This is a genomic window from Caballeronia catudaia (genome assembly GCF_001544755.2).
GTDB classification, from domain to species: Bacteria; Pseudomonadota; Gammaproteobacteria; order Burkholderiales; family Burkholderiaceae; genus Caballeronia; species Caballeronia catudaia.
The window spans coordinates 327,433-348,551 of record NZ_FCOF02000002.1; the positions used below are offsets into that span (position 1 = coordinate 327,433).

At 62.5% G+C, this 21,119-nt stretch carries 19 protein-coding genes; 16 read left to right on the plus strand and 3 right to left on the minus strand.

The genetic code is table 11. From position 1 onward, the window contains the following. Positions 1-52: 52 nt before the first annotated feature. From gph to ompA, 3 genes are all read right to left on the minus strand, one after another. Positions 53-817, minus strand: a complete 765-nt coding sequence (gene gph, locus AWB75_RS03720; protein WP_061122710.1) for a phosphoglycolate phosphatase — start codon at positions 815-817, stop codon at positions 53-55. Between the two features lie 4 nt (positions 818-821). Continuing rightward, complete coding sequence (ubiG, locus tag AWB75_RS03725) at positions 822-1,520, minus strand: bifunctional 2-polyprenyl-6-hydroxyphenol methylase/3-demethylubiquinol 3-O-methyltransferase UbiG (RefSeq protein WP_061122711.1); 699 nt, start codon at positions 1,518-1,520, stop codon at positions 822-824. Positions 1,521-1,716: 196 nt separating this feature from the next. After that, positions 1,717-2,376: an outer membrane protein OmpA gene (ompA, locus tag AWB75_RS03730; RefSeq protein ID WP_061122712.1), complete on the minus strand. Its 660-nt coding sequence runs from the start codon at positions 2,374-2,376 to the stop codon at positions 1,717-1,719. A 701-nt stretch (positions 2,377-3,077) separates the two neighbouring features. Here ompA and gyrA point away from each other — a divergent pair. The 16 genes from gyrA (at position 3,078) to cysM (ending at position 21,066) form a co-directional block, all read left to right on the plus strand. Beyond that, positions 3,078-5,723, plus strand: coding sequence for a DNA gyrase subunit A (gene gyrA, locus AWB75_RS03735; protein WP_061122759.1), 2,646 nt, complete (start codon positions 3,078-3,080; stop codon positions 5,721-5,723). Between the two features lie 185 nt (positions 5,724-5,908). Continuing rightward, on the plus strand, positions 5,909-6,523 hold the full coding sequence (locus AWB75_RS03740; protein WP_061122760.1) for a DUF2059 domain-containing protein: 615 nt from the start codon (positions 5,909-5,911) through the stop codon (positions 6,521-6,523). A gap of 199 nt (positions 6,524-6,722) precedes the next feature. Further along, positions 6,723-7,805 carry a 3-phosphoserine/phosphohydroxythreonine transaminase gene (serC, locus tag AWB75_RS03745; protein WP_061122713.1) on the plus strand — a complete coding sequence of 361 codons (1,083 nt, stop codon included), beginning with the start codon at positions 6,723-6,725 and terminating at the stop codon, positions 7,803-7,805. Positions 7,806-7,913: 108 nt separating this feature from the next. Beyond that, positions 7,914-8,996 (plus strand): prephenate dehydratase, encoded by a 1,083-nt coding sequence (gene pheA, locus AWB75_RS03750; protein ID WP_061122714.1) that lies wholly within the window; start codon positions 7,914-7,916, stop codon positions 8,994-8,996. A 34-nt stretch (positions 8,997-9,030) separates the two neighbouring features. Beyond that, a complete protein-coding gene (locus AWB75_RS03755) occupies positions 9,031-9,951 on the plus strand; it encodes a prephenate dehydrogenase (RefSeq protein ID WP_061122715.1) in 921 nt (306 codons plus the stop codon). A gap of 15 nt (positions 9,952-9,966) precedes the next feature. Beyond that, positions 9,967-11,271 carry a 3-phosphoshikimate 1-carboxyvinyltransferase gene (gene aroA / locus AWB75_RS03760; protein ID WP_061122716.1) on the plus strand — a complete coding sequence of 435 codons (1,305 nt, stop codon included), beginning with the start codon at positions 9,967-9,969 and terminating at the stop codon, positions 11,269-11,271. Positions 11,272-11,332: 61 nt separating this feature from the next. Continuing rightward, entirely contained in the window at positions 11,333-12,019 is a 687-nt protein-coding gene (gene cmk, locus AWB75_RS03765; protein WP_061122761.1) for a (d)CMP kinase, read from the plus strand. Positions 12,020-12,123: 104 nt separating this feature from the next. Beyond that, positions 12,124-13,854 carry a 30S ribosomal protein S1 gene (gene rpsA, locus AWB75_RS03770; RefSeq protein ID WP_200822032.1) on the plus strand — a complete coding sequence of 577 codons (1,731 nt, stop codon included), beginning with the start codon at positions 12,124-12,126 and terminating at the stop codon, positions 13,852-13,854. A gap of 23 nt (positions 13,855-13,877) precedes the next feature. After that, complete coding sequence (locus AWB75_RS03775; protein ID WP_061122718.1) at positions 13,878-14,207, plus strand: integration host factor subunit beta; 330 nt, start codon at positions 13,878-13,880, stop codon at positions 14,205-14,207. 281 nt (positions 14,208-14,488) lie between these two features. Beyond that, complete coding sequence (locus AWB75_RS03780; RefSeq protein WP_061122719.1) at positions 14,489-14,782, plus strand: LapA family protein; 294 nt, start codon at positions 14,489-14,491, stop codon at positions 14,780-14,782. 42 nt (positions 14,783-14,824) lie between these two features. Then, positions 14,825-16,000 carry a lipopolysaccharide assembly protein LapB gene (gene lapB, locus AWB75_RS03785; RefSeq protein ID WP_061122720.1) on the plus strand — a complete coding sequence of 392 codons (1,176 nt, stop codon included), beginning with the start codon at positions 14,825-14,827 and terminating at the stop codon, positions 15,998-16,000. Positions 16,001-16,080: 80 nt separating this feature from the next. Further along, complete coding sequence (locus tag AWB75_RS03790) at positions 16,081-17,481, plus strand: UDP-glucose dehydrogenase family protein (RefSeq protein ID WP_061122721.1); 1,401 nt, start codon at positions 16,081-16,083, stop codon at positions 17,479-17,481. Further along, on the plus strand, positions 17,447-18,430 hold the full coding sequence (gene rfaE1 / locus AWB75_RS03795; protein WP_061122722.1) for a D-glycero-beta-D-manno-heptose-7-phosphate kinase: 984 nt from the start codon (positions 17,447-17,449) through the stop codon (positions 18,428-18,430). Before AWB75_RS03790 ends, rfaE1 begins: the two co-directional genes overlap by 35 nt. Before the next feature lie 9 nt (positions 18,431-18,439). Beyond that, on the plus strand, positions 18,440-19,432 hold the full coding sequence (gene rfaD, locus AWB75_RS03800; protein ID WP_061122723.1) for an ADP-glyceromanno-heptose 6-epimerase: 993 nt from the start codon (positions 18,440-18,442) through the stop codon (positions 19,430-19,432). 75 nt (positions 19,433-19,507) lie between these two features. Further along, positions 19,508-19,894 (plus strand): ComEA family DNA-binding protein, encoded by a 387-nt coding sequence (locus AWB75_RS03805; protein WP_061122724.1) that lies wholly within the window; start codon positions 19,508-19,510, stop codon positions 19,892-19,894. Between the two features lie 269 nt (positions 19,895-20,163). Then, entirely contained in the window at positions 20,164-21,066 is a 903-nt protein-coding gene (gene cysM / locus AWB75_RS03810; protein ID WP_061122725.1) for a cysteine synthase CysM, read from the plus strand. Positions 21,067-21,119 lie beyond the last annotated feature (53 nt).

The window sequence follows — 21,119 nt, forward strand, 5'->3', positions numbered from 1 at the left end:
ACCATATGAGGCGAATGGCGCGCAAATCAAGGTGCCGGTCTCGCCCCACGACTCACGCGATGTCGCGCAGCAGTTGCTGCAACTCGTCGGTTGAATCGACCACGTGATTGGCGTGCCAGCGGCGCGGCGGAATGTCGTCGCCGCAATAGCCGTAGGCGGCCGCCACGGTGATCATGCCGGCTGCGAAGCCCGCCTGCACATCGCGTAGATCGTCGCCGACATAGACGATGCGCTCAGGCGCGACATCGAGCAACTCAGCCGCGTGCAGAAGCGGCGCCGGATGCGGCTTCGAATGCGGCGTGGTGTCGCCACAAACGAGACAGCCCGCCCGCGTGTCGAGACCGAGCAAGGCGACGAGCGGAGCCGCGAGACGCGTCACCTTGTTGGTGACGATGCCCCAGCGCACACCGCGCGCATCGAGCTCATCGAGTATCTCTGCAATGCCCTGAAAGAGCGTCGTCTCGATGCACAGGTCGGCTTCGTAGTTGGCGAGGAACTCGTCGCGCATCGACGCGAAGTCGTGATGCTCCGGCCCGATCTCGAAGGCGCCGCCCAGCAGTCCGCGCGCGCCCGCCGACGCAAATGGCCGCAGCGTTTCGAGAGGACGCATCTCCAGGCCGCGATCGTGCCGCATCTTGTTCACCGCGGCGACGAGATCGGGCGCGGTATCGGCGATCGTGCCGTCCAGATCGAACAGCACGGCCTGACACAACCCGAGGCCGTCGCGTTCGGCTACGCGCTGCGGCAGGGGCGTGGTCTCTTCGGGAAGGGGCTTGGTGTCGATGGTACCCGTGGACAAGGGATCTTCGTTGGTCATGGCGTCAGGCTTCGCGGCGGCAAGCCATCATGTAGTTGATGCTCGAGTCGTTCGACAGGCCGAAGTGCTTGGAAATCGGCCGATAAGTGATGCCCTTGATATCGACGGGCAAGAGCGAGGCCATGCGCGCGAACGTCGCGAGCTCCGACGGCTTGATGAAGCGCGCGTAATCGTGCGTGCCGCGCGGCAGCATGCGCGCGATGTATTCCGCGCCGATGACGGCGAACAGGTAGGCCTTCGCGTTGCGGTTCAGCGTGGAGAAAAACACCCAGCCGCCCGGTTTCACGAGCGCTGCACACGCGGCGACGGTTCCCGCCGGATTCGGCACGTGTTCGAGCATTTCCATGCACGTGACGACATCGTACGAACCGGGCTCGCGCGCGGCGAGCGCTTCCGCGGAAATTTCCTCGTAGGCGACTTCGACGCCACTCTCGAGGCTATGCAGATCCGCGACGCCGAGCGCGCTCGACGACAGATCGATGCCTTTCACGTTCGCGCCACGTGTCGCCATCGACTCGGAAAGAATGCCCCCGCCGCAGCCGATGTCCAGGACGCGTTTGTTCATCAGATGCGCGTGCGCGTCGATCCAGTCGAGCCGCACCGGGTTCAGTTCGTGCAACGGCTTGAACTCGGCGTTCGGGTCCCACCAGCGATGCGCGAGCTCGCTGAATTTCTGCAATTCGTGGGGATCGACATTGGTCATGTTCTGAGGTGCCTTGTTTGAGTCGTGAATCGATTAGGACCGAGTATATAGGCGCAGCGCAGCAAGGGGTGGGCAAAAGCCGGAAGGCGTCGGTCTGCCTGAATTGGCCCTTCGGCAAGCGAAAGCCCGGAGGGCTTCGGGCATAAAAAAACCCCCGCCGAGGCGGGGGTTTGATCTGCGGCAATCCAGCTCGCTATTACTGCTGCGGCTGACGCGTCGTGCCAACAACTTCGACTTCCACGCGACGATCCGGTGCGAGGCAGGCGATGAGTTGCTTGCGGTTCTTCTGCGTGCACTTGCCGCCCGTAACCGGGTCGCGCTTGCCCTTGCCTTCCGTGTAGATGCGGTTGGCTTCGATGCCCTTGCTGACCAGGTAAGCCTTCACAGCTTGCGCACGGCGCAGCGACAGACGATTGTTGTAAGCGTCCGAACCGATGCGGTCGGTGTAACCCGTTGCAACCACGACTTCGAGGTTCAGCGCGCCGATCTTCGATGCCAGATCGTCCAGCTTTTCCTTACCAGCCGGCTTCAGGACAGCCTTGTCGAAGTCGAACAGAGCGTCAGCCTGATAGGTAACCTTCTGGCTCGTGATAGCAGGCGGCGGAGCGACCGGTGCCGGCGGCGTCGGTGCTTGCGCGACCAGCGCGCCATCGCACTTTGCGTTTGCCGTAGCCGGCGTCCAGAATGCGTCGCGCCAGCACAGTTCGTTCGTGCCGTTCATCCACACATACTCGCCCGTACCGTTCACCCAGTTGTCATTCACGGCTTGTCGCGAGGCCGGCACCGATTGTGCCGAGGCCGATGCAGCCATAACTGCGGTAGCTGCAATGAACGCGAGCTTTGAAAGTTTATTCATATTTCTCCTCTCGAAATTGAGATTACCGCAGGTTTACTGCGAGCCTGTAGACGAAGACAAGTCATACATTGCTCGAAGTATAACATTCCCGCGGAACAAAACGCGCTGTATAGACTTCGAGCAGTGTCTAACTTTGTGCGTTGGCATTTTGCCATATCGTTCCCTTGCAACGATAAAAATATCCCCGCACGCTGTACGCCCGCAACCTTATGTGGTGCATGCGCAACAAGAAGGGGACAGGAGACGCCCAGGCCGCAAAGAAGGCGCGAAAATCGCGCACATTGCGTGCCTAAAAGCGGTTTCCTGCGTGTTTTTATCGCGGTACTTTCCTTGTCTGGCAAAACGACGAGGCGGCATGATAGCCCGCCCGGATGACGAATTGACGGAATACGTTCCCCAGTTTTTGTAAGTAATTGGTACAGCGTTGCGCATCGCGAAGTATCCGCGCGCATAGCGGATCGCAGGCAGGTTTTTTCGGCTTGCACTGTATGTATACAGCAGGCATCGGGCGCGAAAGTCGCGCATGGTAGAATCTTCTGATGCGCTGCGTTCGCAGCACATAATAAATGCATGCGCTGCACATGCAGCGCGCAGCGTACGTCGGCTATGCGCCACGCCGGCGCATGTCGCGCGGCTGGCGGAAGATCCTGCCACATCGCCGCGCGTTGCCGTGTCGCCGCTGCAAGTTCAAGACACGGATAATGGATCAATTCGCCAAAGAGACTCTGCCAATCTCCCTCGAGGAGGAAATGCGCCGTTCGTATCTCGATTACGCGATGAGCGTGATCGTCGGGCGCGCGCTTCCCGATGTCCGCGATGGCCTGAAGCCGGTGCATCGCCGGGCGCTCTACTCGATGCACGAGCTGAACAACGACTGGAACCGCGCGTACAAGAAATCGGCGCGTATCGTCGGCGATGTCATCGGTAAGTACCATCCTCACGGCGACGCGTCCGTCTACGAGACGATCGTTCGCATGGCGCAGCCGTTCTCGCTGCGCTACATGCTGGTGGACGGTCAGGGCAACTTCGGCTCGGTCGACGGCGACAATGCCGCGGCGATGCGGTACACCGAAATCCGCATGGCGAAGATCGGCCACGAGTTGCTGGCCGACATCGACAAGGAAACCGTCGACTTCGGCCCGAACTACGACGGCAGCGAAAGCGAGCCGCTCGTCCTCCCGGCGCGCATCCCCAATCTCCTGATCAACGGCTCGGCGGGCATCGCGGTCGGCATGGCGACCAACATTCCGCCGCACAATCTGCGCGAAATCGTCGACGCCTGTCTGCATCTGCTGAACACGCCCGAAGCGACCGTCGACGAACTGATCGAGATCGTGCCTGCGCCAGATTTCCCGACGGCCGGCATCATCTACGGCGTCGCGGGCGTGCGCGACGGCTATCGCACGGGGCGCGGGCGCGTCGTGATGCGCGCGACCACGCACTTCGAGGAGATCGACCGCGGCCAGCGCATGGCGATCATCGTCGACGAGATTCCGTATCAGGTGAACAAGCGCACGTTGCTCGAGCGCATCGCCGAACTCGTCAACGAGAAAAAGCTGGAAGGCATTTCCGACATTCGCGACGAATCCGACAAGAGCGGCATGCGCGTCGTGATCGAACTGAAGCGCGGCGAAGTGCCGGAAGTCATTCTGAACAACCTGTACAAGCAGACGCAGCTTCAGGACACGTTCGGCATGAACATGGTCGCGCTCGTCGACGGCCAGCCCAAGCTGCTGAACCTGAAGGAAATGATCGAGTGCTTCCTGTCGCATCGACGGGAAGTGCTGACGCGGCGCACGGTATACGAACTGCGCAAGGCGCGCGATCGCGGGCACGTGCTCGAAGGTCTCGCGGTCGCGCTCGCGAACATCGACGACTTCATCGCGATCATCAAGGCCGCGCCCACGCCGCCCATCGCCAAGCAGGAGTTGATGGCGAAACCGTGGGACTCGTCGCTCGTGCGCGAAATGCTGACGCGCGCCGAGACCGAGGCTTCGGGCGGGCGCCTGGCGTATCGTCCGGAAGGGCTGAATCCGGCGTACGGTCTGCAGGCGGACGGTCTATATAAATTGTCGGACGTCCAGGCGCAGGAAATCCTGCAGATGCGCCTGCAACGCCTGACCGGGCTCGAACAGGACAAGATCGTCAGCGAGTATCGCGACGTGATGGCGCAGATCGCCGACCTGCTCGACATCCTCGCGCGGCCGGAGCGTATCCGCCAGATGATCGTCGAGGAGCTGGGCCAGGTGCGCGCCGAGTTCGGCGACGAGCGCCGCTCGCGCATCGAGATGAACGCGACGGAGCTCAACACCGAAGACCTGATCACGCCGACGGACATGGTCGTGACCATGTCGCATTCCGGTTATGTGAAGTCGCAGCCGCTTTCCGAATATCGCGCGCAGAAGCGTGGCGGGCGCGGCAAGCAGGCGACGCAGATGAAGGAAGACGACTGGATCGACACGCTCTTCATCGCGAACACGCACGATCACATGCTGTGCTTCTCGAACCGCGGCCGGGTGTACTGGATCAAGGTGTATGAAGTGCCGCAGGGCTCGCGCAACTCGCGCGGCCGTCCGATCGTCAACATGTTCCCGTTGCAGGATGGCGAGAAGATCAACGTCGTCCTGCCGATCCGCGAATTTTCGGCGGACAAGTACGTGTTCATGACGACCGCGCTCGGCACGGTCAAGAAGACGCCGCTCGAAGCCTTCAGCCGTCCGATGAAGAAGGGCATCATCGCGGTCGGCCTGGATGATGGCGATTACCTCATCGGCGCGGCAATCACAGACGGCGAGCACGACGTCATGCTGTTCTCCGACGCGGGCAAGGCCGTGCGTTTCGATGAGAACGACGTGCGCGCGATGGGCCGCGAGGCGCGCGGCGTGCGCGGCATGCAGCTCGAAGACGGACAGCAGGTCATCGCAATGCTGGTCGCGGGCGGCGAGAACCAGTCGGTGCTCACGGCCACCGAGAACGGCTACGGCAAGCGCACGCCGATCAACGAGTACACGCGCCACGGCCGTGGCACGAAGGGCATGATCGCGATCCAGACTTCCGAGCGCAACGGCCGTGTCGTCGCGGCGACGCTCGTCGAACCGGAGAGCGAGATCATGCTGATCACGACCTCGGGCGTGCTCATCCGCACGCGTGTTTCAGAGATACGCGAAATGGGCCGTGCAACTCAAGGTGTTACACTCATCAGCCTTGACGAAGGAACGAAGTTGTCGGGACTGCAGCATATCGCCGAAGCGGAAGCCGAGGCCGAGCTCGAAGGCGACGCCGGTTCGGACGATGCTGCGGGCGGGAACGGTGGCACGGAGAATGGTGAAGGTGGAGAAAGCGCCTGATATTTTTTGTGTCACGGACCTCTCGTTATCGCTTTTGAAAGCCTGAATTGGTTAAGCTGCGCGACCTGAGCGCCTTGCTGACGTTTGTGCTTGTTCGTGCTTCGCAACAGGCGAAGCCGGCATCGGACGGACATGCAAAAGCTCGTCGCCAGTGCTGAACTGGATATTTTTTACAGGGAGTAATGATGCAAGGACGTTTCAAGCAGTGGATGTTGCTGGCCGCTTTCGTGCCGACTTTCGCGATGGCTCAGTCGCTTCAGAATCAGGCGCCTGCACAGTCGGCCGCACCGGCGCCGGCCGCAGCAGCACCGGTTGATCCGGCCAAGCAAGCCGCGATCAAGGATCTGCTCGACGCGATCGACGCACAGAAGCTGGTCGGTGCGATCGGTAACAGCGCGCAAATGCAGTCGAAGCAGCTCGTGCCGGCGATCCTCTCGGACGCACTGTCCGAGAACAAGACGCTGAACGACAAGCAGAAGCAGGCTGCCGTTCCGGCGCTGCAGAAGAACGCAGTGCCGAAGCTGGTAGATTCCGCTGGCCAGGTGTTCGCGACCGACGCATTCCGCAAGGACGCAATGCAGGCTCAGTTCGACGCGTACGCGAAGTACTACTCGACCGACGAGATCAAGGATCTGACCAACTTCTACAAGAGCCCGACCGGCCGCAAGTTCATCCAGGTTCAGGACCAGGTTGGCCGCGACGTCGTGAACGGTCTGATGCAGAAGTACATGCCGCAAGCCATCAAGGCGACGCGCACGCAAGCCGATCAGGAAGTGGCGAGCGTCAGGCCGGGCAAGTAAGCACGGTGATATCGTCCTGACGGACATCCGCCGACGGGGCTCACCGCCCCGTGCATTGGCGGGTTTTCAGGACAGTGCGATAATGGCTGTTTGCGCGCAAGTGCAAGCAGCCATTTCTTTTTCGGGCGTGAAAAACGCGGTCATCGTTCCATCTGCCGTTCCTTTCGCGCCTGGCCAATTGGAATTCCGGGATCTCCAGATGCGCGTGTTCAATTTCTCCGCCGGCCCCGCCGCCATGCCAGAAGAAGTTCTGAAGCAGGCAGCCGAAGAAATGCTCGATTGGCAAGGCAGCGGTATGAGCGTGATGGAAATGAGCCATCGCGGCGCGGAGTTCATGTCGATACACGAGGCGGCGCTGACCGACCTGCGCGAGTTGCTGAAGGTCCCCGCGTCGCACCGAATTCTGTTCTTGCAGGGCGGCGGCATCGGCGAAAACGCCATCGTGCCGATGAACCTGCTCGGCAAGAAGCAAACCGCCGATTTCGTCGTGACCGGTTCGTGGTCCACCAAGTCGTTCAAGGAAGCGCAGAAATACGGCACGCCGCATCTCGCGGCGAGCGGCAAAACCGAAGCGGGCTTCACGCGCGTGCCGGCCTTCAGTGAATGGCAGTTGTCGGACGATCCGGCGTACGTGCATCTGTGCTCGAACGAAACCATCGACGGCGTCGAGGCCTTCGAGATTCCCGATCTGGGCGACATCCCGCTTGTCGCGGATGCTTCTTCGCATATCCTGTCGCGCCCGATGGACATCGCCAAGTACGGCGTGCTCTTCGGCGGCGCGCAGAAGAACATCGGCATGGCGGGCGTGACGGTCGTGATCGTGCGCGAGGATCTGCTCGACCGCGCGCTGCCCATTTGCCCGTCCGCATTCGAATGGAAGATCGTCGCGGAGAACAACTCGATGTACAACACGCCGCCCACGTATGCGATCTATATCGCCGGGCTCGTCTTCAAGTGGCTGAAGAAGCAGGGCGGCCTGGCAGCAATCGAAGCGCGTAACGTCGAGAAGGCGAAGCTGCTGTACGACACCATCGATTCCAGCGATTTCTACGTCAACAAGGTCGAGCGGAAAAACCGTTCGCGGATGAACGTGCCGTTCTTCCTTGCCGACGAATCGCGCAATACCGATTTTCTGGCCGGCGCGAAGGCGCGCGGGCTTCTGCAACTGAAGGGCCACAAGTCCGTCGGCGGCATGCGGGCATCGATCTACAACGCGGTGCCGGTCGAGGGCGTGAAGGCGCTCGTCCAATACATGGAAGATTTCGAGAGGACAAGCGCATAAGACGGGAGTAAGCGCTAAAGCGCCAACTCCCGTCGCTACGCTCGATCGACTACATGAAGGAATTCGAGCGCACGAGCGCTTAAACCGCATCAGACACCAAAGCACCGCATGGACGACGATCTCAATTCAAGACTCAAACCGCTGCGCGAGCGCATCGACGTGCTCGACGCGCAGCTCATCGCACTGCTGAATCAGCGCGCTTCCGTCGCGCTCGAAGTCGGCGAGGTGAAGAAGCATTTCAATGCGCCAGTGTTTCGTCCGGAGCGCGAGTTGCAGGTCATTGCGCGCCTTCAGGAGATGAGCGAAGGGCCGCTCGCCGATGAGCACATCGCGTCGATCTGGCGCGAGATCATGGCCGCGAGCCGCGCGCTCGAGCAGACCATCCGCGCCGCCTATCTCGGGCCGGTCGGCACGTACAGCGAACAGGCGATGTTCGAATACTTCGGGCATTCGATCGAAGGGCTGCCGTGTCCGTCCATCGATGAAGTGTTTCGCTCGGTCGAAGCGGGCGCGGCGCAACACGGTGTCGTGCCCGTCGAGAATTCGGCCGAAGGCGCGGTGTCGCGCACGCTCGATCTGCTCTTGCAGACGTCGCTGCTGATCGGCGGCGAGCTCGCATTGCCGATTCATCACAATCTGTTGACCGCGTCCGGCACGCTCGATGGCGTCACGCGCGTGTGCGCGCATCCGCAGGCGCTCGCGCAGTGCCAGCGCTGGCTCACGGCGAATGCGCCGCATCTGGAGCGCCAGGCGGTGTCGAGCAATGCGGAAGCGGCACGCATGGCAGTCAACGATCCGACGGTTGCGGCCGTCGCCGGCGACCGCGCCGCGACGCACTACGAGCTTGGCATCGTGTTCTCGCAGATTCAGGACGATCCGCACAATCGCACGCGCTTCGTGATCGTCGGCAAGCAGCCGACCGATTCGAGCGGTCACGATCAGACGTCGCTCATCGTCTCGGTGACGAACGAAGCGGGCGCGGTGTTCAAGCTGCTGGAGCCGCTCGCCAATCACGCCGTCTCGATGACGCGTTTCGAATCGCGCCCGGCGCGCTCGGGCGCGTGGGAGTACTACTTTTATATCGACATCGAAGGACATCGCGACGATGCTTCGGTTGCCGCGGCCCTGGATGAGCTTGGGCGCAAAGCCGCGTTCCTGAAGATTCTCGGTTCGTATCCGCGGGCGCGTTGAGCGGCCGTTTCGTTTTCAGCTTCAGGCTGCATCGATGTTCTCATTCAACAAACTGGTTATCTTCGGCGTCGGTCTGATCGGCGGATCGCTCGCGCGCGCGTTGCGTGAGCGCGCGGGGCCTGGCGGCAGCGTCGTCGGCGTCGGGCGAACAGCGGCGTCGGTTGCGCGCGCAATCGAACTCGGCGTGATCGACGAAGCCGCCGCGCTCGACGACGACACCGCGCTGGCCAACGCGCTCGCAGGCGCGGACGTGGTGCTGCTCGCCGCGCCCGTCGCGCAGACCGAGCCGCTGCTCGCGCGCATCGCGCCGTTTCTCGGCGAGCGCACCATCGTCACCGATGCGGGCAGCACGAAGAGCGACGTCGTCGCGGCGGCGCGGCGCACGCTCGGCCCGCGTGTCGCGCAGTTCGTGCCGGGCCACCCGATCGCCGGGCGCGAGTCGAGCGGCGTCGATGCGGCGCTGCCCGATCTCTACGTCGATCGCAATGTCGTGCTGTGTCCGTTGCCCGAAAACGCGGCCGACGATGTCGAGCGCATCGCCTCGATGTGGCGCGCGACCGGCGCGTGCGTGCGTCAGATGAGCGAGGCGCAGCACGACCGCGTGTTCGCGTCGGTGAGCCATTTGCCGCACGTTTTGTCGTTCGCGCTCGTCGACCAGATTCTCGATACGCCCGATGCGGAGCTGAAATTCTCGTTCGCGGCGGGCGGTTTCCGCGATTTCACGCGCATCGCGGCGTCGAGCCCGGAAATGTGGCGCGATATCTGTGTCGCGAACCGCGCCGCGCTGCTCGCCGAACTCGACGATTACACCGCTGTGCTCGCGCGTTTTCGAGCGGCGATCGAGGCATCGGACGGCGCAGCGCTCGAAGCCGCGTTTGCGCGCTCGCGCGTCGCGCGCAAGGAATGGCAGGAACGCGGCGGCATCAAGCCTTCCAATGACGTCGCTGCGAAATAAGGAAACAGAAACACTATGGAACATCTCGATCTCGGACCTTTCTCCCGCGCGTCCGGCACGGTGCGCCTGCCCGGCTCGAAGAGCATCTCGAACCGCGTGCTGCTGCTCGCGGCTTTGTCGTTGGGCGAAACGTCGATCACCAATCTGCTCGATTCCGACGACACCCGCGTGATGATCGCCGCGCTCAAGACGCTCGGCGTCGATGTCCGTGAGGACGGCGAGCGCGTGATCGTCGGCGGCACGGGTGGTGCGTTTGCGTCGAAATCGGCGGAACTGTTCCTCGGCAATGCCGGCACGGCGGTGCGTCCGCTGACCGCGGCGCTCGCGGTGAACGGCGGCGAATATCGCGTGCATGGCGTGCCGCGCATGCACGAACGGCCTATCGGCGATCTCGTCGACGGGCTGCGGCAGATCGGCGCGAGCATCGATTACGAGCTCAACGACGGTTTTCCGCCGCTGAAGATTCACGCTGCGAAGATCGCCGTCGACAAGCCCATTCGCGTGCGCGGCGATGTGTCGAGCCAGTTCCTCACCGCGCTCTTGATGAGCCTGCCGGTGATCGAAGGCCGCAACGGTCCGGTTACGGTCGAAGTCGAGGGCGAACTCATTTCGAAGCCGTACATCGACATCACGATCCGCTTGATGGAGCGTTTCGGCGTGACCGTCGAGCGCGACGGCTGGGCGCGGTTCACGGTGGCGGCGGGCGCGCGCTACACGTCGCCGGGCGCGATCATGGTCGAAGGCGACGCGTCGTCGGCGTCGTACTTTCTCGCGGCGGGCGCGATCGGCCACGGACCGGTGCGGGTGGAAGGCGTCGGGCGCGCGAGCATTCAGGGCGACGTCGGTTTCGCCGATGCGCTGAATCGCATGGGCGCGAACGTGATGATGGGCGAGGACTGGATCGAAGTGCGCGGCGTCGAGTCCGACGACGGCAAGCTCGCGCCCATCGACATGGATTTCAACCTGATTCCCGACGCCGCGATGACGATCGCCGTCGCCGCGCTTTTCGCGAGCGGCACGACGACGCTGCGCAACATCGCGAGCTGGCGCGTGAAGGAAACCGACCGCATCGCCGCGATGGCGACCGAACTGCGCAAGGTTGGCGCGACGGTGGAAGACGGCGCGGACTATCTCGTCGTCACGCCGCCTGCGAAACTGACGGCGAACGCCGCGATCGACACCTACGACGATCACCGCATGGCGATGTGCTTCTCGCTCGTGAGCCTCGGACGCGTGCAGGTGCGCATCAACGATCCGAAGTGCGTCAACAAGACTTTCCCGGACTATTTCGACCGGTTCGCCACACTCGTGAAGGCCTGACGTGAAACGCGATGCCATCGACTTCAACAACCGTAATAACGGGCCAGAACGCCAGGACACGATGAAACCGACCCGTCCATACGACCCCACTCCAGTGATCACCATTGACGGGCCGACGGCGTCGGGCAAGGGCACGGTCGCGGCGATCGTCGCGGCGACGCTCGGCTTCCATCTGCTCGACAGCGGCGCGCTGTACCGGCTCGCGGCGCTGGCGAGCCTGCGCTACGACGTGGCGAAGGACGACGCGGCCGGCCTTGCAAGACTGATCGAGGCGCTCCATATCACGTTCCGCGAAGGTTGCGCCCAGCTCGACGGCGTGGACGTTTCCGGCGAAATCCGCGCCGAGGAAGTCGGCAACCGCGCCTCCGCGATCGCGGTCCATCCCGAGGTTCGCCAGGCGCTGGTCGCGCGCCAGCGGGCCTTCCGCAAGCGCCCCGGCCTCGTCGCCGATGGCCGCGACATGGGCACGGTCATCTTCCCCGACGCCACGCTGAAAGTCTTTTTGACCGCCAGCGACGAGGCGCGCGCCGCCAGACGGTATAAGCAATTGATGCAAAAAGGTTTTTCTGCTAATATGGATGACTTGCTGCGAGATTTGCGTGCACGCGACGACCGGGACATGAACCGGAGCGCCGCGCCGCTCAAGCCCGCGGCGGATGCGAAGACGCTGGACACCTCCGGTTTGTCGATCGATCAAGCGGTCGAGCAGATCATCGGCTGGTACAGCGAGATTCGTGTAGTGCAGTAGAAGAAAGGTGCTCTGCCGGGAGGCAGGGCGTGTGTTAAACCCTTTAACCCCGTATGGCATTGCGCCTCACCGGGTCTCAATACCGAGACCACCGCGCAAAGGCCGTGCAAATATCGATTTTTATGTCCGACCTGCAAACCTCCACCCCGAATACCGAATCCTTTGCGGCTCTGTTCGAAGAGTCGCTGACCAAGCAGGACATGCGCGCCGGCGAAGTGATCTCCGCCGAAGTCGTGCGTGTCGACCACAACTTCGTGGTCGTCAACGCTGGTCTCAAGTCCGAAGCCTATATTCCGCTCGAAGAATTCCTGAACGACGCGGGTGAAGTGGAAGTGCAGGCGGGCGACTTCGTTTCCGTCGCGATCGACGCGCTGGAAAACGGCTATGGCGACACCATCCTGTCGCGCGACAAGGCGAAGCGTCTGGCTTCGTGGCTGTCGCTGGAAAAAGCGCTCGACAACAACGAACTCGTGACCGGCACGATCACGGGCAAGGTCAAGGGCGGCATGACCGTGATGGTCAACGGCATCCGCGCGTTCCTGCCGGGTTCGCTCGTCGACACGCGTCCGGTCAAGGACACGACGCCGTACGAAGGCAAGACGCTCGAATTCCGCGTCATCAAGCTCGATCGCAAGCGTAACAACGTGGTGCTGTCGCGCCGCGCCGTCATCGAAGCGACGCAGGGCGAAGAGCGCGCGAAGCTGCTCGAGACGCTGAAGGAAGGCGCGATCGTCGAAGGCGTGGTCAAGAACATCACCGACTACGGTGCGTTCGTGGACCTCGGCGGCATCGACGGCCTGCTGCACATCACCGACATCGCATGGCGCCGCGTGCGTCACCCGAGCGAAGTCCTGTCGGTTGGCCAGGAAGTCACCGCCAAGATCCTCAAGTTCGACCAAGAGAAGAACCGCGTCTCGCTCGGCATCAAGCAACTCGGCGACGATCCGTGGGAAGGCATCTCGCGCCGCTACCCGTCGGGCACGCGCCTGTTCGGCAAGGTCACGAACATCACCGACTACGGCGCATTCGTCGAAGTGGAATCGGGCATCGAAGGCCTGGTTCACGTGTCGGAAATGGACTGGACGAACAAGAACGTTGCGCCGTCGAAGGTCGTGCAACTCGGTGACGAAGTCGAAGTCATGGTTCTCGAAATCGACGAAGACCGCCGCCGTATCTCCCTCGGCATGAAGCAGTGCAAGCCGAATCCGTGGGATGACTTCAGCCGCAACTTCAAGAAGGGCGACAAGATCAGCGGCGCCATCAAGTCGATCACCGACTTCGGCGTGTTCATCGGTCTGCCTGGCGGCATCGACGGTCTGGTTCACCTGTCGGACCTGTCGTGGTCGGAAACCGGCGAAGAAGCCGTCCGCAAGTACAAGAAGGGCGACGAAGTCGAAGCCGTGGTTCTTGGCATCGACGTGGACAAGGAACGCATCTCGCTTGGCATCAAGCAGCTCGAAGGCGATCCGTTCAACAACTTCGTCGCGATCAACGACAAGGGCGCTATCGTCGACGGTATCGTGAAGACGGTGGACCCGAAGGGTGCGGTCGTCACGCTGTCCGGCGAAGTCGAAGGCTACCTGCGTGCTTCGGAAATCGCGCAAGACCGCGTGGAAGATGCGCGCAATGTGCTGAAGGAAGGCGACAAGGTCAACGCGATGATCATCAACATCGATCGCAAGTCGCGTGGCATCAACCTGTCGATCAAGGCGAAGGATTCGGCCGAACAGCAGGAAGCCATGCGCAGCCTGCAGGGCGACTCGAATGCCGCCGCGACCGGCACGACCAACCTCGGCGCGCTGCTCAAGGCCAAGCTCGACGGCCAGAACAGCTAAGCCCTTAACGGCACAGCTGCAGAATGACCAAATCGGAATTGGTCGCCCAGTTGGCGTCGCGATTTCCGCAACTTGTCCTCAAGGATGCGGATTTCGCGGTGAAGACGATGCTCGATGCGATGTCGGAGGCTTTGGCCAACGGTCACCGCATCGAGATTCGCGGCTTCGGCAGCTTTGGGCTCAACCGTCGTCCATCACGCGTCGGGCGCAATCCCAAGTCGGGTGAAAAAGTGCTGGTACCGGAGAAATTCGTGCCGCACTTCAAGCCGGGCAAGGAGTTGCGCGAACGCGTCGACGGTCGCGCGGGCGAGCCGTTGAAGCAGTCGAATGACGACGATGCGGACGATCTCTGATCGGCGCATCCTTGCTGACGATCTCACTGGATCTTCGGTTCGCGGCGTCCGGCCACGAGGCAATCGACCAGGAAAGCACCCCTCGGGGTGCTTTTTTTATGCGCGTCGTCTTCGGGCGGCAACGGGTGCGCGACTTGCTAAAAGGCGTGCGGGGAGCGGGCGGGTGTCTGCGCTCGTGAGCATCAATTACAATACCGGTCACTTTGACCTGGGTGTTCAACCGCGCAGGCCTGGCCGGAATGGCGGGGCCGTCTGGTGAAACCGCTCTTGCGAGACCCTACATGAAATTTCTCGTCTGGCTTATCCGCGTTCTGGTTTTCGTGCTGCTTCTGGTGCTGGCGCTCGCCAATACCCAGACTGCAACGCTGAACTTTCTCGCAGGCTATGCCTGGACCGCGCCGCTGATCCTGATCGGCCTTGCGTTTTTCGTCGTGGGATTGCTCGCGGGTCTCGTGTCCGGCCTGCCCGCGAAGCTGCGACTGCGCATGGAAAACGGCCGCCTGAAGCGCGAACTGCGTGCGGTGCGTGAAACGCCGGTCGTAAAGGAAGAGCCGCCGATGCCGCCGCTCATCTGACGTGACGCGACAGCAGACACCCAACAATCAACGACTAATCGCATGGATCTAGACTTCTGGTGGCTGCTCGTCATTCCCGTCGCGTTCGCGCTGGGATGGATGACGTCCCGCTATGACCTGAAAACGTTGCTGTCTGAGAATGCGAATCTGCCGCGCTCGTACTTTCGCGGCCTCAATTTTCTGCTCAACGAGCAACACGACAAGGCGATCGATGCGTTCGTCGAGGTCGCCAAGCTCGATCCCGAAACCATCGAACTGCACTTTGCGCTCGGTAACCTGTTTCGCCGTCGCGGCGAAACCGATCGCGCGATCCGCGTGCATCAGAATCTGTTGAGCCGCTCCGACTTGCCGGTCGCCGAGCGGGATCACGCGCTCTACGAGCTCGGACAGGACTTCCTGAAGGCGGGCTTGCTCGATCGCGCGGAGGAAACGTTCCGCTCGCTCGACGCGGGCGAATATTCGCTCGGCGCACAGCGTGCGCTCCTGACGATTTATGAAATCGAGAAGGATTGGCCGAAGTCGATCACGACGGCCGAGCAGATCGAAAAGATGGGCGCACCGTCGCTGCACATGGAGATCGCGCATTTTCACTGCGAGCTTGCGCAGGAAGCGTTGCAGCGCAAGAATCCTGATGGTGCGCGCGCGGAGTTGAAGCTTGCGCTGGCGTCGAACCCGGACAACGTGCGCGCGACGATTCTCGCAGGCGACGTCGAGGCGGCCGCGGGCAATCTCGAAGCCGCGATCGCGAACTGGAAGCGCGTCGAACAGCAGAACGAAGCGTATTTGCCGCTCGTTGCCGAAAAGCTGATGAAGGTGTACGCCGCGCTCGGACGCAAGGAAGAGGGCGTCGATCTGCTGACCGATTACACGAGGCGCTATCCGTCGAACGATCTGCTCGATGTCGCATACAAGCATGTCCAGGAGTTGCGCGGCCTGGACGCGGCGCACGCGCTCGCGCGCGGGCAGATGCAGAGCGCACCGAACCTCGCAGGCATGACGCGCCTGCTCGAAGCCCAGGAAGCAACGGCCGAGGAGCCGCGCCGCGGCGAGCTCGAATTGATGCGCAATCTGGTGAAGCAGCGCACCAAGAATCTGCCGCGTTATACCTGTCAAACGTGCGGCTTCCGCGCGCGCCTATTCTATTGGCAATGTCCCGGCTGCAGCGGCTGGGAGACTTATGCGCCGCGCCGCGTCGAGCCGATCACGAGTTCGGCCTGAACGGCGCGCGACTAGAATGAGATCAGGCGGCGCGCAAGCGCCGCTTCCGCCACCGGCATTTCAAAACCACCGGAAAGCGTATGAAAGTGACCATCGTCGGCACGGGTTATGTCGGTCTTGTGACCGGCGCGTGCCTCGCCGAAATCGGCAATGACGTGTTTTGCGTGGACGTCGATCCGCGCAAGATCGATATTCTCAACAATGGCGGCGTTCCGATCCACGAGCCGGGCCTTCAGGAAATGCTGAGGCGCACGCGCGCGGCGGGCCGCATCCAGTTCTCCACCGACGTGAAAGCGAGCGTCGAGCATGGCGATATTCAGTTCATCGCGGTGGGCACGCCGCCCGACGAAGACGGCTCCGCCGATCTGCAATACGTGCTCGCGGCGGCGCGCAACATCGGCAAATATTCGAACGGCTTCAAGGTGATCGTCGATAAATCGACGGTGCCGGTCGGCACGGCGCAGCAGGTGAAGAACGTCGTCGAGGAAGAGCTGAAGGCGCGCGGGCTCGGATCGGACTCGCACGGCTTCTCGGTCGTGTCGAACCCGGAGTTTCTGAAGGAAGGCGCGGCAGTCGACGACTTCATGCGTCCGGACCGCATCGTCATCGGTATCGACGACGACCGCGCGGGCAACCTCGCGCGCGAGAAGATGAAGCGCCTCTACGTGCCGTTCAACCGCAATCACGAGCGCACGCTGTACATGGACGTGCGTTCGGCGGAGTTCACGAAATACGCGGCCAACGCGATGCTCGCCACCCGCATCTCGTTCATGAACGATCTGTCGAATCTCGCGGATACCGTCGGCGCCGATATCGAATCGGTGCGCCGGGGCATCGGCTCGGATCCGCGCATCGGCTATCACTTCCTCTATGCGGGCTGCGGCTACGGCGGCTCGTGTTTCCCGAAGGACGTGCAGGCGCTCGCGCAGACGGCGCGCGAAAACGGTCAGACGCTGCGCGTGCTCGAAGCGGTCGAAGCGGTGAATCGCGACCAGAAGGACGTGCTCGTCAACAAGATCGTGAAGCGCATGGGCGAGGATTTGCGCGGGCGCACATTCGCCGTGTGGGGTCTCGCGTTCAAGCCCAACACGGACGACATGCGCGAGGCGTCGAGCCGGCGCATCATCGAAGCGCTGCTGGCGCGCGGCGCCACGGTGCGCGGATACGATCCTGTCGCGATGCAGGAAGCCGAACGTGTGCTGGAGCTCGATCTCGCCAAGCGGCCGGAAGACCTGCAGCGCCTGCATCTCGTCGGAACGCAGCACGAAGCGCTGAAGGGCGCCGACGCGCTCATCATCGTGACCGAATGGAAGGAGTTCAAGAGCCCGGATTTCGGGCACTTGAAGAGCGCGCTGAAGACGCCGGTGATCTTCGATGGCCGCAATCTGTATGAACCGGAATCGATGGCCGAGATGGGCATCGACTATTACGCAATAGGACGTCCTCATGTCGAACTCGACCGAAACCAAGACGGCAAGTAGAACCGAGATTCCCGTCGTGCCGCGCGCGCGCGTCGCGGCGGCGCGGGTGCTGGTGGTCGGCGACGTGATGCTCGACCGTTACTGGTTCGGCGACGTGAACCGAATTTCGCCCGAAGCGCCCGTTCCGGTCGTGCATGTGCAGAAGAAGGAAGATCGCCTTGGCGGCGCCGCGAACGTCGCGCGCAATGCGGCGGCGCTCGGTGCGCAGGCGGGGCTGCTGTGCGTGGTCGGGCATGACGAGCCGGGCGAGCGCATCGTCGAACTGCTCGGCGAGAGCAAGGTCGCGGCGCATCTCGAGCGCGATCCCGAACTGCTCACGACCATCAAGCTGCGTGTGCTGTCGAGGCAGCAGCAACTATTGCGGGTCGATTTCGAGAACACGCCGAATCACGAAGTGCTGCACGCGTGCCTTGCGCGCTTCGCGGAAATCCTGCCGCAGCACGACGTGATCCTCATGTCCGATTACGCGAAGGGCGGCCTGACGCACGTCACGCAGATGATCGCCGACGCGAAACGCGCCGGAAAGCCCGTGCTCGTCGATCCGAAGGGCGACGACTGGGACCGCTATCGTGGCGCTACGCTCATCACGCCGAACCGCGCCGAGCTGCGCGAAGTGATCGGGCAATGGAAGTCCGAGGAAGACCTGCACGAGCGCGTGACAAAGCTGCGCACCGAGCTCGATTTCTCCGCGCTGCTGCTGACGCGCTCGGAAGAGGGCATGACGCTCTTCACGGAGAACCAGGTGCTGCACACTTCGGCCGAAGCACGCGAAGTGTATGATGTCTCGGGCGCGGGCGACACCGTCATCGCGACGGTCGCGACCATGCTGGGCGCGGGTGTGCCGCTCGTCGACTCGATCGTCTATGCGAACCGCGCGGCGGGCATCGTCGTGGGCAAGCTCGGCACGGCCACCGTCGACTACAACGAACTCTTCGCTGACCTTACCTGACCCATCGCCATGACCATCATCGTTACCGGTGCGGCCGGATTCATCGGCAGCAATATCGTCAAGGCGCTCAACGAGCGTGGCGAGAACCGCGTGATCGCGGTCGATAATCTCACGCGCGCCGACAAGTTCAAGAATCTCGTCGATTGCGAGATCGACAATTACCTCGATAAAACCGAGTTCGTCGAGCGTTTTCAGCATGGCGATTTCGGCAAGGTGCGCGCGGTGTTCCATGAAGGCGCCTGTTCGGACACGATGGAAACCGACGGCCGCTACATGATGGACAACAACTTCCGCTACAGCCGCGACGTGATGGACGCGTGCCTCGCTCAGGGCGCGCAGTTTCTGTATGCGTCGTCGGCGGCGACGTACGGCGGGTCGACCCGTTTCGTCGAAGAGCGCGAAGTCGAAAAGCCGCTCAACGTCTACGGCTATTCGAAGTTCCTCTTCGATCAGATCGTGCGGCAAACGCTGCCGAAGGCAAAGACGCAGATCGTCGGTTTTCGCTACTTCAACGTGTACGGTCCGCGCGAGACGCACAAAGGCCGCATGGCCTCGGTCGCGTTCCACAACTTCAATCAGTTCCGCTCGGAAGGCAAGGTCAAGCTCTTCGGCGAATACAACGGTTATGCGGCGGGCGAGCAGACGCGCGACTTCATCTCGGTCGAGGACGTCGTGAAGGTGAACCTGTTCTTTTTCGATCATCCGGAGAAGTCGGGCATTTTCAACCTCGGCACCGGACGCGCGCAGCCGTTCAACGACATTGCATCGACGGTCGTGAACTCCTTGCGTGCGATGAACAACGAGGCCGCGCTGTCGCTCGCGGAGCTCGTGCAGCGCGGGCTCATCGAATACATTCCGTTCCCCGACGCACTGCGCGGCAAGTATCAATGCTTCACGCAGGCGGACCAGTCGCGCCTGCGCGCTGCGGGTTACGACGCGCCGTTCCTGACGGTTCAGGAAGGCGTCGATCGCTACGTGCGTTGGCTATTCGGCCAGCTATAAACGCGCTTAGAGCGTCTTTACACTGGGTCTCACGGTTGGCGCTGGTGCCGGCCGGTTCTTCACGGAGACTCAGTCATGTTCAAGCAAGTACTTTCGTCGATCGCCGCGTTCGCGCTCGTTTTTTCCATCGGCAGCGCGTTTGCGGCCGTCGACGTCAATACCGCCAACTCCGATGCCCTGCGTGGCATCAAGGGCATCGGCCCGGCGAAGGCGAAAGCCATTCTCGATGAGCGTCAGGCGCATGGCCCGTTCAAGGACGCCAACGATCTCGGCACGCGCGTCAAAGGCATGGGCGGCAAGACCGTCCAGCGCCTCGAAGCGGAAGGGCTGACCATCGGCGCGGCGCCGAAGACGGCGGCGGTCGCGCCTGGCAATGCGGCACCGCCTGGCGCGGCGAACTCGGCTGTCGCGACGCCGGTTTCCGCGTCCGCATCGGCCAAGCCGGTCGTCGTGAAGAAATAAGGACGACATGACGGCGCGCGCCCAGGCGTGCGGCGCGCGCCAGTGACCTCCTTCAGCCTTCGGATGTTTGGGCTCCCCGCGAACGGCTTCGTCGCGGGGCTTTTTGCGCTCGCATGCCGTGCGCGCATGGATACAGTCCGACTCGGCAATCCATCCGCGTACCAGGGGTGCGCCGGCACCGGGAGGACCGCTGGGCTACAATCGAAGAACCCCTATATCAAAATCCCACAGTCGTCGAGTTTTCCGTGGGACACGAATCCGCTCCGCATATGGCTTACATGACTATCGAAGACACGATCGGCAATACGCCGCTCGTGCAAATCGTCCGCGTCTTGGACGATGAAATCCGCAGCCGCAACAACGTCGTGCTCGGCAAGCTCGAGGGCAACAATCCTGCTGGCTCGGTGAAGGACCGCCCGGCTTTGTCGATGATCAGGAAAGCTGAAGAGCGCGGCCGCATCAAGCCGGGCGACACGCTGATCGAAGCGACGAGCGGCAATACCGGCATCGCGCTTGCAATGGCCGCCGCGATGCGCGGTTACAAGATGGTGCTGCTGATGCCCGAGGATCTGTCGATCGAGCGGCGGCAGAGCATGGCCGCGTATGGCGCCGAGATCGTGCTCACACCGGTGACGGGCGGCATGGAATACGCGCGCGATCTCGCCGATCAGATGCAGCGCGACGGCCGCGGCATCATCCTCGACCAGTTCGCGAATCCCGACAATCCGCTCGCGCATTACGAAGGCACTGGCCCGGAACTGTGGAAGCAGACGGAAGGGCGCATCACGCACTTCGTCTCGTCGATGGGCACGACCGGCACGATCATGGGCGTGTCGAAGTATCTGAAAGAGGTGAATCAGAAGATCGAGATCATCGGCGCGCAGCCGGAAGAAGGCTCGCGCATTCCGGGCATCCGCAAGTGGCCGGAAGCGTATATGCCGAAGATTTTCGATCGCAGCCGCGTCGATCGCGTCGAGAACGTGAGCCAGGCGGCATCGGAAGCGATGGCGCGGCGCCTCGCATCGGTCGAAGGCATTTTCGCGGGCATTTCGTCGGGTGGCGCATGTGAAGTCGCGCTGCGCATCGCGCGTCAGGTCGAGAACGCGACGATCGTGTTCGTCGTTTGCGACCGCGGCGACCGCTATCTGTCGACAGGCGTGTTCCCCGCGTAAATCCGCGCTTCGTCAATGAAAAACCCCGGCGTGCCGGGGTTTTTTCACATGAG

Excerpts from the sequence above, each read along its gene's own strand:
- gph (WP_061122710.1), bottom strand. The coding sequence starts at position 817 with ATGACCAACGAAGATCCCTTGTCCACGGGTACCATCGACACCAAGCCC.
- ubiG (WP_061122711.1), bottom strand. The coding sequence starts at position 1,520 with ATGACCAATGTCGATCCCCACGAATTGCAGAAATTCAGCGAGCTCGCG.
- ompA (WP_061122712.1), bottom strand. The coding sequence starts at position 2,376 with ATGAATAAACTTTCAAAGCTCGCGTTCATTGCAGCTACCGCAGTTATG.
- gyrA (WP_061122759.1), top strand. The coding sequence starts at position 3,078 with ATGGATCAATTCGCCAAAGAGACTCTGCCAATCTCCCTCGAGGAGGAA.
- AWB75_RS03740 (WP_061122760.1), top strand. The coding sequence starts at position 5,909 with ATGCAAGGACGTTTCAAGCAGTGGATGTTGCTGGCCGCTTTCGTGCCG.
- serC (WP_061122713.1), top strand. The coding sequence starts at position 6,723 with ATGCGCGTGTTCAATTTCTCCGCCGGCCCCGCCGCCATGCCAGAAGAA.
- pheA (WP_061122714.1), top strand. The coding sequence starts at position 7,914 with ATGGACGACGATCTCAATTCAAGACTCAAACCGCTGCGCGAGCGCATC.
- AWB75_RS03755 (WP_061122715.1), top strand. The coding sequence starts at position 9,031 with ATGTTCTCATTCAACAAACTGGTTATCTTCGGCGTCGGTCTGATCGGC.
- aroA (WP_061122716.1), top strand. The coding sequence starts at position 9,967 with ATGGAACATCTCGATCTCGGACCTTTCTCCCGCGCGTCCGGCACGGTG.
- cmk (WP_061122761.1), top strand. The coding sequence starts at position 11,333 with ATGAAACCGACCCGTCCATACGACCCCACTCCAGTGATCACCATTGAC.
- AWB75_RS03775 (WP_061122718.1), top strand. The coding sequence starts at position 13,878 with ATGACCAAATCGGAATTGGTCGCCCAGTTGGCGTCGCGATTTCCGCAA.
- AWB75_RS03780 (WP_061122719.1), top strand. The coding sequence starts at position 14,489 with ATGAAATTTCTCGTCTGGCTTATCCGCGTTCTGGTTTTCGTGCTGCTT.
- lapB (WP_061122720.1), top strand. The coding sequence starts at position 14,825 with ATGGATCTAGACTTCTGGTGGCTGCTCGTCATTCCCGTCGCGTTCGCG.
- AWB75_RS03790 (WP_061122721.1), top strand. The coding sequence starts at position 16,081 with ATGAAAGTGACCATCGTCGGCACGGGTTATGTCGGTCTTGTGACCGGC.
- rfaE1 (WP_061122722.1), top strand. The coding sequence starts at position 17,447 with ATGTCGAACTCGACCGAAACCAAGACGGCAAGTAGAACCGAGATTCCC.
- rfaD (WP_061122723.1), top strand. The coding sequence starts at position 18,440 with ATGACCATCATCGTTACCGGTGCGGCCGGATTCATCGGCAGCAATATC.
- AWB75_RS03805 (WP_061122724.1), top strand. The coding sequence starts at position 19,508 with ATGTTCAAGCAAGTACTTTCGTCGATCGCCGCGTTCGCGCTCGTTTTT.
- cysM (WP_061122725.1), top strand. The coding sequence starts at position 20,164 with ATGGCTTACATGACTATCGAAGACACGATCGGCAATACGCCGCTCGTG.